This window comes from Streptomyces sp. NPDC001933, assembly GCF_042890955.1.
GTDB lineage: Bacteria > Actinomycetota > Actinomycetes > Streptomycetales > Streptomycetaceae > Streptomyces.
Genome location: NZ_JBIASS010000055.1, coordinates 1 through 14,534 on the forward strand (window position 1 = coordinate 1; position 14,534 = coordinate 14,534).

The window sequence follows — 14,534 nt, forward strand, 5'->3', positions numbered from 1 at the left end:
ATCAGTACAGGTGCCAACAGTGACGACCAGCCCTTCCGGACCAGCGGACAGAACGGGGCCTTGGTCGGCAACACCCTCTACGACGTGTTCAACCGTCCTTCCCGTCTGGAGTACGGCGCAACGCTCGGCAAGAAAGCCTACAAGTCCCTGGAGTGCGACGAGCACACCGGCCGCCACCGGGGCGCTTCTCGGCCGAACCAAGATCACGCTGCTACGCTCAGCATCCGAAGATTACCCTGTGTGATCGACAGGTTGGTTTTCCATCCCCCGTAGAAAACAGAGGAAAGCCCATGCGTATCCGCTTCGCTATGCCCACCCTCGCGGCCACGGCCGTTCTCGCCGCCGCGGCGGCCACGTTCACCGCTCCGACGGCGACGGCCGGCTCCACGGCCCAGAACGAACTCACCTACGGCAGCGACATCCTGCTGCAGAACCAGTACCAGCGCGACGGCGGCTACCTGGACACCAACGGGCGCTCCACACAGTCCGGCGCCACCTATGACGTGAGCACCAACGCGACCCCCAACAGCCGCGGCCCCAAGACGTCGGTCTGGAAGATCGTCTCCGCCACCGGTAAGGCCAACGGCACCCGCGTCACCAGCGGCGACGTCGTCTACCTCGTCAACCAGTACTCCACCGGCACCTACCTGGACACCAACGGGCACTCCACCCGATCCGGCGCCAAGTACGACGTGTCCGCCACTGCCACCAAGGACCGCGGCCCCGGTACCGGGAAGTGGCACATCTTCGGCGGGACGTCCTCTCCCACCGACGGGCGCGTCCGCACCAACGACATCGTGCACCTGCTCAACGACTACGGCACCACCAACGGCGGCTTCCTCGACACCAACGGCCTGTCCGGCCAACAGGGCGGAGCCAAGTACGACGTGTCCACCAGCCACTACTGGGACCGCGGCCCCGGTACCGGCTCCTGGAAGGTCCTGCCCGCCTCCTGACCTCGGCCCACCAGCCACCCGTGACCGCGCTCTGGGCCGCGCCGGATTCGCCTGTCACCGCTGTTCTGTTGCGGGCCCGGACGACCGCTACCAGGGCACCACCACCGCGACCTGGACCGTCACGTGGACCGCCCCCGCCCTCGGCGACGGCGGCACGTTCACCGAGACCCGACAGACCGCATTCAGCGTGCGCATCGGCGAGGTCCAGGTCCTCAACTAGGCGAGCAGGCCCGCCCCGACCACAGACCCGACCACGGGTCGCCGTAGACCGACCACCGCAGGCCAGGGCCAACACGCTGCTCCTGGACCATGCCTGTCTCTTCAGCGCGTTGGTTGTCGCTCGTTCGTGGGCTTCTGGAGCGTTCCGGGTCTGGGCATGCTGAGCCCTCGGCATGATCGTCTCGGCGTGGCGCCCATCGCCCGTCGAGTCGATCACCCGTGCGCGAACGCCCCCGGACGCCCGGGACCCGGCCGCCGTGTCTGGGGCCAAGCTGCTGCGAAGGAGTTGTTGTGAGCGAGAAGGTGTACGCGTTCGTCAAGGAGAACCTGGCCGAGATCTCTCTACCGGCCGGCCTGGATGTCCATGTCAAGGTGAAGTCCAACTCGCAGGTCACCCAGCTGGTGACGGTCAAGGGATTGGACGAGGAGCTGCAGTTCACGGGTGCCGGAGAGAGGAACTCGAACCTCGGGGACACGAAGATCACCACCACGGGGAACCTGCTCCACGCCACGTTCGAGTACTCCAACGGCGGCGGTGTGTTCACGCCGAGCAAGCTGAACGCCGGCGGACCGTATGAGATCGGCAACTACAACATCCTGGTCGTAGTCGCCGAGAACGGGGACGACAGCGACTACAACGACACCATCCTCGAGTTCAGCTGGTACACGAAGGCGTAGCACCCCCGGCCCGGTCCAGGCTGGGTCCGACAGAGCGATGAGCGGGTGAGTCGCGAAGGCGGGCTGGAGGATTCCGCTGAGTCCTCCAACCCGTCTTTCGATGGGAAGGCAATCGAACAGCACCGGGCCGGGGTGCCTCCCGAAGCGGTGAACATCTGCTGCCCGTTCTCGGGCTCTGGCTCAGGTTCTGTGGATCGTGAACTGTGCGTTACAGCTGACCATGGTTCTGGGCTTGTTGATCAGGACGTGAAATGCTCGCTCGGCCGCTTCAACAGGTGTCGCCGGGGCACCCGAGGCCCCAGGGCCGAACCAGTGGGAGTAAGAGGCGGTCAGGCGGCGTCCGTATGCGTGACTCGCGATCGGAGTCCTGAGTAGACCCCACTGGGTCCCGGCCTTTTCACGCGAGCAACCGCGCCTGATAGTGCTGGTCGTGGTGCTGGACCGCTTCCTGAGGAAGGGCGCGGGCCATCCAGGCTTCCGGTGCTCCGACCTGGCGCAGTGTCGTGATCTGCCGGTCGTAGTCGCGTCCTTCGGGGCTGGCGTGGACGCGCAGGTAGATGGGGTCGCCCTTGCCGGTGGTGTGGCCCTCGAAGTAGAAGGCGCAGGTGTGGTTCCACTGGTAGGGGGCGTCCGGTTCGGCGCAGTGGCAGAACCGGTGGGCCACGTGCACTGGTAGGCCTCATCGTGGGTGGCAGAGTCGTTGCAGGAGCTGGTCGTGCCAGCGGGCCCGGGGGTGGGCGGTGCGGGCGTCGATTTTCCAGCTGTCGCCGTCGTCCCAGCACTGGACGCGGTAGAAGGCGGTGACGGTGTGGAAGAGAGCGATGCGTCGTAGCAGAGCGCTGCCCACCGCGGCCCGCCTGGCCCGCGTGCCCTCGCGACTGGGATAGGCGTTGAGGTAGCCGGTTTCCACGGGATCGAGGTGCGGGGTCGTCCACAGCGGTCGCAGACCGTTGTCTTGGCACCAGTGCCGGTGCCGGTGCTCGATGGCCTCCCAGCTCTCCGCCAGCCCACGGGGCAGAACGAGGACGAGCGTTGCCGCTTGCTCAGGGTCTTTCACCATGTGCAGGTGCAGTCGCTGGCCGCCGGCCTCGATGCTGCTCACTCGCAGGCCGGGGATCCCAGGCACGTCGTTCCCGTTGTCCGGTGCGGGAGTCGTGGGCAGCAGACGACTCAGGCAGTGCTCGGGAAAGGAGTACCGCTCCTGGCCCATGTAGGCGTCGAGGTGCAGGGTGAGGGATGTGCTGGTGCTGGTCAGGGAGGCGATACCGAAGGGGTGCGCACACAGATCCGGAGAGGTGCCCAGTTGCTCGAGGACGCGACTTTCCAGCCGCGCCTGCGCCGGTGCGGCCGAGGGGGCCGGGTGGCTGGTTCGAAGGCCGGCGCGGCGGGACTGCCCGCTGCACTCGGCCCAGTAGCGGAGTTTGCGGGAATCCCACGAGGAGTGGCGGCTCACGGCAGTGCCTTCCTGGCGCGCCTCGGCCCGATCCCGGCACGCCAGTGAACACTGACGGGCTGGTGAGTGTGATTTCGGTGGTGCAGGCCGGTGCAGTGCCACGCTCCTTGCGTTCCGGTACGCCGGATCGGGCGGCGGTCGGAACGTGGCCCGCCTCGGGCCATGCCCGCCCATCATGCGGCAGAACCGCGGCGTAGGACGGGCAACACCGTGACGGGTTCACCCGGATGAGGGCGGGAAACCCGGCCTGCGCCGACCATGAGTTCCGCTGCGCCAAGGAAGCATGCTTATCCCCAGTCGCGCAGGTCCTGTTTCAGTTCGTTGAAACGTGCGACTCGGCGAGGGGCCTGACTCGCGCTGGGTGCGCTGCCGAGTGCGAGGACGGGATCGGTGACCTGGTAGGTCACCCGGTAGGTCAGGACATCCAGGGCGATCTCCAGCCATTCCTCCGCGCGGCGTGGGGGAGCCATGGGACCGAGTGCCGTCGTGAACCACACGGGCAGCAGGTCAGTGCCGGTGAGCGCGTCGGACAGCCGGCTGCGCAGACGTACCCGCAGCTGGGTGCAGGCACGTTGGCCGCCCTCGACGACAGCGGCCGACTTCGCACGCCGGGCGTTGTCCACGGACTGCTCGGCTTGGGCACCCTGAGCACTCTGTGCCAGTTGCCCGATCCGTTCCGGCATGTCAGCAGGAGACGCCCGTTGCGTACTCCCCCAGCTTTGCGGCGCCCACCCACCTGGCCGCGTTCAGGGAGTTCAACGAGTGGAGGTTTGAAGGGCAGTCCGCTTGAGGACCTTGGGATGCGGCTGGTAGACGCCAGGCGGGGCGAATGTGCCGAGTGCTTGGTGTATTTCCGAGCATGAGGCGTTGCGCTCGGCCCGGTTGAGAGCCAGGAGGGTGAAGGTCGCCAAGGGCGGACGGGTGGCGATCTTCTTGGCCGGAAGACTGGTGATGTCAATTTCGCCCAGGGCGCGGAAGCGGCAGAAAAGAGTGACGGAGTACGGAGCCGAGCCGACCGAGACCAGGACGCGTTCAAACTCGCGCCAGGGTAGTTCGGCAGTGTCATGGCCGCGCCGGAGGACGACTCCATTGCGGCCGACGCTCAGTTCGGAGGCCTCCCGGAAGGGGCGACAGGCCGCCCAGAAGTAGACGGCGACGGGCACTGCGAAGGTGAGGTAAACGGCCAGGACGACAACCCAGTTGGCAACCACGTCGATGCCCCGGGTGGTGGCCACGCCCAGGGGTATCGTCCCGAGCACCGCCAACCACATGAAGGCGTCGAACAAGCGCCGCAACCGTATCTCCCGGAAGCGGGCCCCACCGCCGTCGACAAGCTCCAGCGGCGTATCGGCGTGAGCCTCCTCGACGCCCGCCCTCGTGGAGGTCTCCGGTCCTGCCCCGCCAGCCGCGTCAACATGGCGCGTATACGCGACCGTGGACAGCGGCGCGGGAACAGGCTCGGTCGGGTGTTCACCATCCGCGAGCAGGGCGACCAGCGCTCCTGGCGAAGGCCTGCGTGCCGGGTCCTTCGCGAGGCACAGCGCAATTGCGTGGCGCAGTTCGTATGGAACGGCTGACAGGTCCGGCTCTTCGCTGACGACCCGGTAGAGCAGAGCGACGGGTGTACCGGTGCCGAAGGGCTCGGTGCCGGTGGCGGCGTACGCAAGGACCGCCCCGAGGGAGAAGACGTCGCTGGCCGTGCCGACCTTCGCGCCGGTGGCTTGCTCGGGCGACATAAAGCCGGGGGTGCCGATGACCACGCCTGTGTGGGTGAGGGCTGTGCTTGCGCCGGAGCCTTCCAGGGCCTTGGAGATGCCGAAATCGATGACGCGCGGGCCGGTATCCGCCAGCAGAACGTTGGAGGGTTTTAGGTCGCGATGGACCAGGCCCAGCGCGTGGATCGAGGCCAGTGCTTCCGCCAGTCCGAGACCGAGATCACGTACCTCGGCCGCTGAGAATGGGCCGTCGTCGGCGATTCTGCGCTGCAGGGAGGGCCCGGGGATGTACTCGCTCGCGATCCACGGTTCGGGGGCGCCGGGGTCCGCTTCCACTACAGCTGCTGTCCAGAAACCTCCGACCCTCATCGCCAGCTCGGCCTCCCGCCGGAAGCGCGCACGGAATCCGGGATCGTCAGCAATCTCGTCCCTGACCACCTTGACTGCAACCCTGCGGCCCGAGGGAGACCTGCCGAGATAGACACGGCCCATTCCGCCACTGCCGAGTCTGCCGAGGAGCCTGTACGGGCCGACGCTCCGGGGATCGCTCGGTCCGAGTCCGTCCAAGGCCGCGCCCCTCCTCGCTCCGCTGAACTCCGAGGATATTCACAGGCCTTCAGTTAGGAAAGGCCGACGTGCAATCGCCTCCACCGCCGCTATGAACGCAAGCCCGAGCACTTCCTCGCGTTCGTCGGCATCGCCGCCACGCTCATCTGCCACCGCCGCCTCGCCAAGAAGAGCACTCTCAATCCCACCAGAACCGCCACTCGCGACGCTGCATGAGCTCTTCGTGGTAGGTGGACCAGTCCAGGTCGGGGTCCTCATAGAAGACGTCCGGGCAGGCGAGGTAGTGCTCCGCGGCGAGGACACGGGCCTGGCGGGCGTCCGTCGGCTGAGCAGCAACCGAGAGATACAGGCTTCCATGTCCAAAGCCCATGACACGGACACCAAACCGGTGCTCCCAGGAGCGCAGCACTGCCGATAGTTCCTGCGCTGTCATGTGATTAGTCATGGACGACCAGGAACTCCAGACAGAGCTCCGCCGTCAGCTCGAAGACCAGGAGCGTGCCACCCGAGAGCTGGCGGAGACACTGGCAGAGGCAGCCCGCCGGGACGGCGGAGCCTGAAGGAAGCAAAGGATCCGGGGGCGACACGGACTTCCCGTGTCGCCCCCGGACTCTTTGTTTGCTCAGGAGGCGCTGGCCCGTCAGCGTCTTTCTGAGAGGCACGGCCTTACTGCCGTGGTCACAGCCCGGACGCGTGCCCACACATGTGATGTGCAGACACTGTGCAAGTCCGCATGACACCAGAAGCGTTAACTAAAATGAAAGACCCCCGCGGCCGCCATAAGGGTCCGGGGCGTGGCCATCAACCGGACGGAGTTGACGACATGGCCCACGCTGACGCCCACCCCTGGACCCGGGAACCAGGAAGGCCTCTTCCCTCCGCCGGACACCCTCGCGACCCACTGCCCCGCCTCGCCCCGCAACAGCCGCCTCCCAGCACTGATCTGCCGGTGCTGCGCGGTGAGGACACCGTGCTGGTCCGCCCCTACCTCGTGGCCCATGAACGACGCGTGAAGGCACTGCAGCCCGTGCGGCGCACCCTCCACGTCGCCCCACACGGGGTCCGGACCGAGGGGTGGCGATGGGCGGAATGACCGTCGTGCGCCCCCGCCATACCGGGCACCCCGGCTACAACCTGACGCTTCCCCGCGAACCGCGGACGGCGGCCGAGGCCCGGCGCCTGGTGCGCGTGTCCTTGTCCGCCTGGGGGCTGGACGACGTGGCAGGTCCGGCCGAACTCGTGACCTCCGAGTTCGTCGCCAATGCCGTCCGGCACGCGCGCGGCCCCATGGTGCGCGTCATCATCGAACGCCCTGCCGAGGACCGGGTGTATCTCGGCGTCGTCGACCGGGCTCCGAACGATCTCCCGCAGCAGCAGGTGCCGGGCCCCGGGGCCGCAGAGGGCCGGGGACTGATGATGGTGGATGCCCTCACAGACCAATGGGGCTACGACCGGTTAGGGCCCGTGACACGCTTCTGGGGCAAACGCGTATGGGCCGTACTGGTGGCGAAAGTGGACACATGACTGGACAACAACCAAGCGTCGGCGACGAAGTGACCGGGCCCCTCGTCGTACGGGTCACACCCACCCTGGGAGATCACTGAAAGTCACCTCCCAGGCTCCCGGATACCATCCGGCGACCTGGGAGCCCGTGAGGCGCATTGCCCTCAAATGTCTGATACATCTGGGAGATGGAAGGGCGTTTCCCCAGGCAAATGCGTGGTGGTGGGAGAGCTGGGAGCCTGGGAGGCGCACCCTCCGGGCCAGTCACTCACCGTTGTTGTTTTCCCGGTTGTGGCGGGAGGCGAGTTCCGCGCCACGGGCGAGGATTTTCTGTTCCAGGGTGCTCATTTCGGCAGGGGTGTACTCGCGTTCCCGGACGACGGCCCAGCCAATAGCCCCGTCCGGCCCGGCCGCGGTGGTGATCCGGGGTTCGGCGGTGTCGGGGCGGGCCAAGGCGTGACGGCCCTGGCGCACGTGACGTTGATGCGGGTGAGTTGCACGCCGTACGTCAACGGCACGTTGTAGAGCAGCCCGACAGCACATCCGGAACCACATTCCGGCCACAGCAGCCGGAATTGCCGAGGCACGGGAGAAAGCCAGCGCATGACCACCCGCCGCAGAAAGCCGATCTCCGATTTCGTGGACGAGGAAAAACCTTCCGCGCCCACCGTCCCCCGCGCCGCGCGCATCACACCCGTGCGGGTCACGCTCGACCTGAGCCCCGCCGACCACCGCGCACTCAAGAGGTGGTGCAACATCACCGCCGCGGCACTGGAGCTCCCCCAAGTACCACTCGCGCCAGTCCTGCGGATCCTCGGCAAGCAGCTCCTGGCCGACCAGGAGCTGGCCGCCAGAGTGCGCGCCGAACTGGAGCAGGCCGGCGGCGGCATGCACTGACCATCAGTACATGTTCGGGTCCGTGGCCGCCCCGACCGCGGACCCGGAGGCATCCCGGGACCGCACCGCTCGTGCGGGTAACCCGGTACGGATCCCGGCCCCGGACCCGAACCAGGCCGGGGCCAGGGGGATCACCATCAGGCAGCCGATGAGACGACACTGGACCCGGTGGGTACATGTACCGGTGTGCCCAGACTCCAGTGGCCGAGCATCGTGGACCGCGCCGCCGACATCGTCACCAGCTACGACCGGGTCGGCGGCTGCACCCTCCGCCAGGCGTACTACCGGCTCGTCTCGGAGGGACTGATCCCGCACACCGCGCCGACGTACCGGCACCTGTCCTCCCGTCTCGCCGAGGCCCGACGACAGGAGCGGTTCCCCGACCTCATCGACCCGCTGCGCGAGGTCCACGTCTCCCCGGCCTGGCCGGACGCCGGTGCGTTCCTCCGGGCCGCACCCGACTGGTTCGCCCTGGACCGGACCACCGGCCAGAGGGCAGCCCTGTACGTGGCCTGCGAGAAGGACACTCTGCGGGCCCAACTGACCGGCTGGCTGAAGCGCACGGGCGTCCCCGTGCTCGTCGTCCGGGGTTTCGGCAGCCAGAGCTACGCACAGGTCGTACGCGAGCGAACGGCCCGCGACTGACGACGACCTCTCCGCCGCCCGCGCCGCCAACTGGCCCAACTCAACCGAGGGCTCGACGCACCCCCGCATCCCGTCTGAAACACCATGGCACAGGCCCCTTGAATAAAGGGACACGGCGGACTCCTCTGGAGATGGAGGCTGCGGTGCCGAACAAGTGCTCCCGCGGGCCGCAGTCGCACTGGCGGCCCGCTGGGTAGCCGTTGACGTTAGACGCGGTTGGTGATGCCAAACTCGCCCAGCTCGGACTGGATGTTCTGCTGGTGCGCGCAATCGTGTTACCCGTCATGACCGCGCTGGTCGTGGTCACTGTGCTCCAGGACCACCAAGACACTGCTGGCGGTCCAGCTCAGCACGGCGTTGAGGAGCTCGTGGAGCGCGTTTCCGGAGTCGCCTGCAGTGAAGTCGCTCACCGCGAGCGCGTTGAACGCGATACCGAGCGCGATGCCGACGGCTGTGTACAGCTTTCGTGGCTTCTTCATGGGCTCATAGCAGCATCGTGATTCCGGGACTGGTGCCGCCCTACTATCGAATTCTGATACCACTTGCGACCTGGAGGGAGCGGATTCGGGACTGGTCCCGGGGACCAGGGTCCTACGGTGACTGCAGGGGGCCGGATGCAACGGGGGAGTTGGAAATGCCAGACAAGATCTTCAGGACCCAGCTGCTGCCGCCGGAGATGCCCAGCTTGGCCGACGGACTGCCGGTGGCGCCGCCTGGAACCATCTTCGTGAAGGCCGCGGCGGGCGGGTACGCGGTGCCGCCGCGCAAGTTCACGCTGCACTTCGGGCGTGCCGTTCACGACGTCCACGTGCCGGTGGGGGCCGGCGATGCCCACGTGAGCCGACTGCACGGCGTCTTCACCTGCGACGGCGGCCAGTGGTGGCTGCGCAACGAGGGCCGGCGCCCGATCCAGTTCCCGGGCGAAGGCATGGTGCTGCGCGGCCACGAGCTGCCGATGCCCGCTGGCTACACGCCGCTGACCATCGAGACCCCCAACCGCAAGGCACACCTGCTCGAAGTGCACGTCGTCGGCCGTCCCGGCCCGGTGCGCAGGGACGACTCACAGACGCCGACGGACACGGAGGACGTCTACGACCTCAAACCCGTCGAGCGCCTCGTGGTCACCGTGCTGGCCCAGCAGTACCTGCGTCGGGAGCCGTATCCCACGCCGGTTTCGTGGAAGCAGCTCGCCCACGATCTCAACCGGGTCGCACCGCACCGGCGGTGGACGGACAGCGTCGTCGACCACGTGATCGCCGACCTGCGCCTGCGCCTGGCCCACGGACCGCACGCGATCCGCGGGCTGCTCCGCGAGGATGTCGGCGAACCAGTCGGGAACACCCTCAACGTGAACCTGATCGAAGCGTTGCTGAAGAACGCCACCCTGATCCCCGACGATCTCGACGCGCTCGGTGAGGAGCTCTGACATGCCCGGCACCGACCACGCATGGCAGCCCGGCAAGCTGATCGACGGGCGCTACCGCCTGATGGCCCTGGCCGGCGCGGGCGGGATGGGCCTGGTCTACCGGGCCAGACACGTGCAGTGGGGCGTCGACCTGGCCATGAAGCGCCCGCGCCTGGAGGCCGGACTCAGTGCTGAGCAGATCGAGGAGTTCACGCGGGAGGCGGAGACCTGGGTCTCGGTAGGCCTGCATCCGAACGTCTGCGGCTGTCACTACGTGCGCAAGATCGACGACGTGCCCACCGTGTTCGCCGAGTATGTCGCCGGCGGGAGCTTGCAGCGGTGGATCACCGACCGCATCCTGTATCAGGGATCAGTCACCGAGGCCATGCTTCGAGCCCTGGACGTGGCGATCCAGCTCGCCCGGGGACTCGGCCACGCGCACGATCGCGGACTGGTTCACCAGGACGTGAAGCCGGCGAACGTGCTGCTCGACTCCGAATCACCCGAGGGTAACCTGCTCGTCAAGGTCACCGACTTCGGTCTGGCACGTGCTAGAGCGAGCCTCCTGACCGAGTCAGCAACGACCCCCGCCGATGATCAGGCCGACGTCAGCGTGCTGGTAAGCGCGGCCGGGATGACCCCCGCGTACGCCTCGCCCGAGCAGCGGGCCGGAAAGACGTTGAGCCGCCGCACCGACATCTACAGCTACGCGGCGTCGGTGCTCGAAATGTTCGCGGGCAGGCGGACCTGGCGTCTGGGACCTGATGCGAGCGCCGCGCTGGCAAGATACGGCTCCGGCGGAATCACCGAGCTGCCGATGCCGCCGACCCTCGCCGAGCTGCTCAGCCGCTGCCTGGACCCGGACCCCGCCGCCCGCCCGGGCTCGCTGGCCGAGGTGGCCGCGGCGATCGGCGAGATCTATCGGGAGGTCGCGGGCCGCCGCTACCCGCGGCTGATGCCGGTGGCCGCCGAGCTTCGAGCCGACGAACTCAACAACAGGGCTCTGTCCATGCTCGACCTGAAGCGGTCGACCGAAGCGTCAGAGACGTTCGCCGCCGCGCTGCGGACCGATCCGCAACATCTGGTAGCCAGGTACAACGCCGGGCTGCTCCGATGGAGGTCCGGCGCGATCACGGATGAAGACTTCGTGGCCGAGTTCGAGGGCGCGCGCAGTGACGCCGGCGATCCGTGGCAGGCACGACACCTCCTCGCCGAGATCCAGCTGGAGCGCGGCGACGTCGAAGCCGCCAGCGCGCTCGTCGCGGGGCTGGAAGACAAGCCGGAGGTCCGGGAGACGATCGAGCTGCTGCGCTCCGGGCGGCTTCCGAACGCCGGGACAGTCGGAAGCACGGAGATGCAGTGGTGGACGGACGACGCTTACCTAGAAAGGCGGTATACGAAAGACGGCGGCAACTGCGGGGCGGAAATTCCGATCCGGATAGCGGCCAGCGGTCGGATCGCACTGACCGGAGACCTGGACGGCACGATCAGGGTATGGGACCTGCGCGACGGAAGCTGTCCCCTGATGCTGCACGGGCACACCCGAAGCCTGCGGGATATCGACGTGACCCCGGATGCCCGGACGGCGGTGTCGTTCAGTGACGACAACACGATACGGGTGTGGGACTTGGGGACTGGCAGGTGTGTGCAGGTCATCGCCGCGGCGCATCCCGACGAGCGGTCCGTGTGTATGTGGAGTTCGGTACGAATCAGCCCCGATGGACGACTGGTCCTGTGGGGTCGCGACGGCGCGCTCCAGCTCCGGGACCTCGTCAGCGGCCACCACCAGGTACTGCACGACGGGGAGTTCGGGGGACAGATCACGCTGAGCGACGACGGACGCCGGGCACTGTTCGCCGCCGACGGCAAGCTGCACCTGTTCGAGCTGTCACAGGGACGAGGCCGGGAGCTCCTCGTCTTCGAGGCGGACGGTGGGATCCTCAGTATGGTGATCAGCCCCGGTGCGTACTTCGCGGTCGTCGGGACGAACCACGACCGGATCCTGCGCGTCTGCGAACTCATGCAGGGACGCATCCTGCGAGCCATAACCGGCGCGGACGAGGCGGTTTCCCTGTCGTTGAGCGCCAACGGACAGTATGTGCTGTCCGGCGCGAACGACGAGACTGTGCGGTTCTGGGATTTGGTGAACGGTCAATGCGTCCGGACATTCAAGGCGGCCCACGCGGAGTTCGTGGAGGCGGTTTGGATGTCTGGTGACGCCCGATTCGGACTCTCGGTGGGCCAGGACAACGCCATTCGTTATTGGCTGCTGCCCGTCGGCTATTCCGCTCCGTATCAACTGAGCCAGCCTCGGGTCCACGCGGAACTCGCCGAGCTGAACGCGGAGATGGAAGCGCACGTCCGTGATGCCGAGCAGGCGCTGGCGGCCGAGGACTTCCGGGCGGCGCTCGACGCGCTGACCAAGGCGCGCGAAGTCCCCGGCTACGAGCGCGCGCCGCGCGTGTTGTCCGTGTGGCGGGAGCTGGGTAGGTCCACAACCCGTGCCGGGCTGCGCGGGGCCTGGGAGGCGAAGACTGTCCGGACCAACGGCAACCCCCGCCTGGTCGACCTGTCCGATGACGCCCGGATCGCGGTGATGGGCGGCTTCGACGGGAAAATCAGAATCTGGAGCCGCGACGAGGGCAGGATCACCCGCGAAATCAAAGCGCACGCCCCGAACCCTCCGGATGAGCGGGTGGGGCTTACCGGGCTCTGTCTGAGCGGCGACGGGCAGCGGGTGCTGTCCAGCGCGTCAGACGGATCCGTCAAGCTGTGGCGGGCCGAGACCGGCGAGTGTCTGCTGGCGCTGGACACTGCTCCCCTTGTGCCGGCCGCCGTCCGGTTCACCGTCGATGAGCGGCAAGCGTTGGTCGGAGGAGTCGATGACGGCAGCATCGGGTTGTGGGATCTCTATACGGGGCGACTGCTCCAGACGATGGCCGGCCACGGCAACATTCCCATCCGGCCCGAGGACCCGCCGATGCTCAAGGCCCTCCTCGCGGAGACGAAGCCCCAGGTCGAGTGCCTGTCACCAAGCGCGGACGGCCGCTTTGTCGCGTCCGTTGGAAGCGACGGCAATCTGAGGCTGTGGCAACTGGACGACGGCCACTGTGTGCGGACCTTCGACGGCGCCCGCTCGACCAAAACAGTGAGCCTGAGCACCGACGGGCGATTCCTGCTGTCCACCGGCTCCGTGGACGACCCGATCCGACTGTGGGACGTCGAGACCGGCGCCTGCATTCGAGCGTTCGACGTCGACGCCGAGCACAGGCCTGTAACCGGCATGCTCACCGCAGACGGACGCTTCGCTGTATCCGCGGGATGGGATTCCACGGTTCGCATATGGGAGGTGGCCACCGGGCGGTGCCTACGATCCCTCACCGGCCACCAGAATGGCGCGCTTACCCTCGCGCTCTCGCGGGACGGGTACTTCGCGCTGTCCGCAGGACAAGATTCCACGATGAAGTTGTGGGAGCTCGATTGGGAGCTTGCCATCGCGATGGGGCCGGGTCCTTCACAGGGACTCGGTGATCAAGCGGCGAGTCGGTATCCATCCTGGTAGCGGGCCCGAACCCGGTGGGCCTCCCGACGAGTGATTCTTTGAGTCAGGCTTCGTGCACCACACCTGTTGCACACGCTATGGTCGTCCCGACTGCTTCTGAGCTGCGTGAACTCGAACCACACGCTTGTGGTGCCCCGGAGAAACGTCGGCGACTTCGACGCCTCAGGCGCCGACATCGAACGGGACTGGGTGGCCCGAACCGACTGCTGGAGCCACGTAGAACGCGTCCTGCTCACCCACGACCAAGTCCGGGACTACGAGCTACCGCAGCTGCGGGAAAGGCCGGCGACCCACGTTGGCTGGGGTTCGCCCGCCGATACGGGCTCGCCGCCGACCAGCCGGTGCAGTGGGAGGTTGAGGCTCTCGACCCGACCGAGCTTCAGCGCCTGGTCCTCGCCGCCGCGCCGTACATCGACCGCCGCATTCTCACCGAGCAGATCGCGGAGGAAGAACGGCAGCGAGGCCAGCTCAGGGCCTTCACCGAGGGATGGCCCCCTGAACCGCCCACCGGGCCGTGAGTGACTCCCAAAGCCGTCGACAAACGACTCCGCCGTTCTCGCGTACGAAGCCAGGTGAAGGAGAACGGAGCGGGGAGTGCAGTTTCATCGCTGCGCCTCGACCTGCCTTGCGGTCTGTACCCATCGGTCATGCCATTCCCTCTCACTACCACCCAGCGCCCGAACGATGCTCAGGAGCACCGCCAGGCTTGGTAGCCGTCTGCCTCTGAATACCTCAGCGAGGGTCGAGTGGCTGGGAGCAGCTGGCGCTCCGTCGTCCTCGCGAATCCGCTGCACCCGGCCGGTGACAGCCGCCGGTGTGCGGGTTGAATCTCCTTCCCCCCTGAGGCGGAGCTCGGGCCGGGAGCAGCGAGAGGCGGCGTCCGAGGAGGAGAGCATGGCGCCCGTCGTGGAGCCGTTGCCGAGGGGCAGGGTGC

Annotated in this window: 17 protein-coding genes; 10 read left to right on the forward strand and 7 right to left on the reverse strand. The window is 67.5% G+C overall.

The genetic code is table 11. The features are described 5' to 3' along the window. The 3 genes from ACFYY7_RS43420 to ACFYY7_RS43430 form a co-directional block, all read left to right on the forward strand. Nucleotides 1-273, forward strand: a 273-nt coding sequence (locus ACFYY7_RS43420; RefSeq protein ID WP_388671366.1) for a hypothetical protein, incomplete at its 5' end; no start/stop codon positions are given. A gap of 17 nt (nucleotides 274-290) precedes the next feature. Beyond that, on the forward strand, nucleotides 291-956 hold the full coding sequence (locus ACFYY7_RS43425; protein WP_388671370.1) for a hypothetical protein: 666 nt from the start codon (nucleotides 291-293) through the stop codon (nucleotides 954-956). A 510-nt stretch (nucleotides 957-1,466) separates the two neighbouring features. Then, nucleotides 1,467-1,853, forward strand: coding sequence for a fucose-binding lectin II (locus ACFYY7_RS43430; protein WP_388671373.1), 387 nt, complete (start codon nucleotides 1,467-1,469; stop codon nucleotides 1,851-1,853). A 397-nt stretch (nucleotides 1,854-2,250) separates the two neighbouring features. Here ACFYY7_RS43430 and ACFYY7_RS43435 read toward each other — a convergent pair whose 3' ends face one another. The 5 genes from ACFYY7_RS43435 to ACFYY7_RS43455 all read right to left on the reverse strand — a co-directional run bounded on the left by ACFYY7_RS43435 (nucleotide 2,251) and on the right by ACFYY7_RS43455 (nucleotide 6,033). Next, nucleotides 2,251-2,523, reverse strand: coding sequence for a hypothetical protein (locus ACFYY7_RS43435; RefSeq protein WP_388671376.1), 273 nt, complete (start codon nucleotides 2,521-2,523; stop codon nucleotides 2,251-2,253). A 9-nt stretch (nucleotides 2,524-2,532) separates the two neighbouring features. Continuing rightward, on the reverse strand, nucleotides 2,533-3,306 hold the full coding sequence (locus ACFYY7_RS43440) for a hypothetical protein (RefSeq protein ID WP_388671379.1): 774 nt from the start codon (nucleotides 3,304-3,306) through the stop codon (nucleotides 2,533-2,535). A 287-nt stretch (nucleotides 3,307-3,593) separates the two neighbouring features. Next, nucleotides 3,594-3,989 (reverse strand): hypothetical protein, encoded by a 396-nt coding sequence (locus ACFYY7_RS43445; protein WP_388671382.1) that lies wholly within the window; start codon nucleotides 3,987-3,989, stop codon nucleotides 3,594-3,596. Between the two features lie 72 nt (nucleotides 3,990-4,061). Further along, nucleotides 4,062-5,588: a serine/threonine-protein kinase gene (locus ACFYY7_RS43450; RefSeq protein WP_388671385.1), complete on the reverse strand. Its 1,527-nt coding sequence runs from the start codon at nucleotides 5,586-5,588 to the stop codon at nucleotides 4,062-4,064. A gap of 178 nt (nucleotides 5,589-5,766) precedes the next feature. Then, on the reverse strand, nucleotides 5,767-6,033 hold the full coding sequence (locus ACFYY7_RS43455) for a DUF4253 domain-containing protein (protein WP_388671388.1): 267 nt from the start codon (nucleotides 6,031-6,033) through the stop codon (nucleotides 5,767-5,769). A 378-nt stretch (nucleotides 6,034-6,411) separates the two neighbouring features. Between ACFYY7_RS43455 and ACFYY7_RS43460 the strand changes: the two genes are divergently transcribed. Together ACFYY7_RS43460 and ACFYY7_RS43465 are read left to right on the forward strand one after the other, a co-directional pair. Next, the gene (locus ACFYY7_RS43460) at nucleotides 6,412-6,681 is read left to right on the forward strand and encodes a hypothetical protein (RefSeq protein WP_388671391.1); all 270 of its coding nucleotides are present in this window, start codon (nucleotides 6,412-6,414) and stop codon (nucleotides 6,679-6,681) included. Continuing rightward, nucleotides 6,669-7,112, forward strand: a complete 444-nt coding sequence (locus tag ACFYY7_RS43465; RefSeq protein ID WP_388671394.1) for an ATP-binding protein — start codon at nucleotides 6,669-6,671, stop codon at nucleotides 7,110-7,112. The genes ACFYY7_RS43460 and ACFYY7_RS43465 overlap by 13 nt, the downstream gene beginning before the upstream one ends. A 243-nt stretch (nucleotides 7,113-7,355) precedes the next feature. Here ACFYY7_RS43465 and ACFYY7_RS43470 read toward each other — a convergent pair whose 3' ends face one another. Beyond that, nucleotides 7,356-7,565, reverse strand: coding sequence for a hypothetical protein (locus tag ACFYY7_RS43470; RefSeq protein WP_388671397.1), 210 nt, complete (start codon nucleotides 7,563-7,565; stop codon nucleotides 7,356-7,358). Between the two features lie 129 nt (nucleotides 7,566-7,694). Here ACFYY7_RS43470 and ACFYY7_RS43475 point away from each other — a divergent pair, with 129 nt between their 5' ends. Continuing rightward, nucleotides 7,695-7,988 (forward strand): hypothetical protein, encoded by a 294-nt coding sequence (locus ACFYY7_RS43475; RefSeq protein ID WP_388671400.1) that lies wholly within the window; start codon nucleotides 7,695-7,697, stop codon nucleotides 7,986-7,988. A gap of 168 nt (nucleotides 7,989-8,156) precedes the next feature. Beyond that, a complete protein-coding gene (locus ACFYY7_RS43480) occupies nucleotides 8,157-8,633 on the forward strand; it encodes a hypothetical protein (protein ID WP_388671403.1) in 477 nt (158 codons plus the stop codon). 275 nt (nucleotides 8,634-8,908) lie between these two features. On the opposite strand, the gene ACFYY7_RS43485 is transcribed toward ACFYY7_RS43480, so the two are convergent. Further along, nucleotides 8,909-9,112, reverse strand: coding sequence for a hypothetical protein (locus tag ACFYY7_RS43485; protein ID WP_388671406.1), 204 nt, complete (start codon nucleotides 9,110-9,112; stop codon nucleotides 8,909-8,911). 155 nt (nucleotides 9,113-9,267) lie between these two features. On the opposite strand from ACFYY7_RS43485, the gene ACFYY7_RS43490 reads away from it, so the two are divergent. The 3 genes from ACFYY7_RS43490 to ACFYY7_RS43500 all read left to right on the forward strand — a co-directional run bounded on the left by ACFYY7_RS43490 (nucleotide 9,268) and on the right by ACFYY7_RS43500 (nucleotide 14,118). Next, nucleotides 9,268-10,059, forward strand: a complete 792-nt coding sequence (locus ACFYY7_RS43490) for an FHA domain-containing protein (RefSeq protein WP_388671409.1) — start codon at nucleotides 9,268-9,270, stop codon at nucleotides 10,057-10,059. 1 nt (nucleotide 10,060) lies between these two features. Then, nucleotides 10,061-13,600, forward strand: a complete 3,540-nt coding sequence (locus ACFYY7_RS43495) for a WD40 repeat domain-containing serine/threonine protein kinase (RefSeq protein WP_388671412.1) — start codon at nucleotides 10,061-10,063, stop codon at nucleotides 13,598-13,600. Nucleotides 13,601-13,941: 341 nt separating this feature from the next. Then, nucleotides 13,942-14,118 carry a hypothetical protein gene (locus ACFYY7_RS43500; protein ID WP_388671415.1) on the forward strand — a complete coding sequence of 59 codons (177 nt, stop codon included), beginning with the start codon at nucleotides 13,942-13,944 and terminating at the stop codon, nucleotides 14,116-14,118. Nucleotides 14,119-14,534: the final 416 nt, after the last annotated feature.